The organism is Sphingomonas hominis, assembly GCF_013328205.1.
Lineage (GTDB): Bacteria > Pseudomonadota > Alphaproteobacteria > Sphingomonadales > Sphingomonadaceae > Sphingomonas > Sphingomonas hominis.
The window spans coordinates 1-932 of sequence record NZ_JABULH010000032.1; the positions used below are offsets into that span (position 1 = coordinate 1).

Below are 932 nucleotides of genomic sequence, written 5' to 3' on the forward strand. Positions count from 1 at the left end.
ACGAACTCCTCGACCACAGACAGTGGGACTTCATGGGCAAAAACTGACCCACCCCGCGGTCTTCAGCGGATGGTTACGCCACCTGCTGCGGCCTGACCCAAGGCGCATGACATGACGACCCACACCGGCTGCTGCCCGCGGGAAAGCGGATCACTTGGGCGGCAGGTGACGCCACCGAGAACCGCCCCGCCCTGTCGCGCTGGCATCCGGAATGGAAGGACGCATTCGCGCGCTACATGGCGGAGTAAGAATGTGTGCGTGTCTTGGCGTCGACACGCCCACATTCTTGCCTGTGACGAGCTTACATGGTCGTCACGCTTGTGCGTCGATAGCGTCGCTAGGTATCACTGCGCCGCGAGCACCGAGCGCCACGCCGACAACTGTTCCGGTGAAGCATTGCGTCGAGCCGCGGCAGGCTTGCCGCGCCGCAGTCGTGCGCGGTCGCGCTCAGGCGGATCGAGCAGCCTAAAATGCACCGCTACGCGCCCGGCCTGCTCGACCCCGAGCAACCGCGCCGCTCCGCGTGACAGGTCGATGACGCGCGTGGACGAGAACGGCCCGCGATCGTTGAGGCGCATCAGGATCATCTGCCGGTGTCGAGCGCGGTGACATCAACGTAACTCGGCAACGGCAAGGTCGTATGCGCTCCGCTCACTCAGCGCGCCCGGTACCGCTCACCGTTCGCGGTGCGGTTGCCTGACTCGGACCCGTACCAGCTAGCGTATCCAACCGTCTCACATCCCGGCGTAGCCGCGGGCACGTAGGTCACCCCACACACACTATATGGCCGCTTGATGTTCACCGGCTAATCGCTCACCCTAGCGCCTATGCATGCCGAGACCGTGAACGGTAAAGCTAGGCCGGATCGACATTCATCGTAGCCAGATCATGGCAGCGGCGAGATGGACGAAGCCGGTGAAGTGGATGATGCG

At 63.9% G+C, this 932-nt stretch carries 1 pseudogene; it reads right to left on the reverse strand.

What is annotated here, in order from left to right:
• Positions 1-344: 344 nt before the first annotated feature.
• Positions 345-802: pseudogene (locus HRV97_RS17240) on the reverse strand (septal ring lytic transglycosylase RlpA family protein).
• Positions 803-932: the final 130 nt, after the last annotated feature.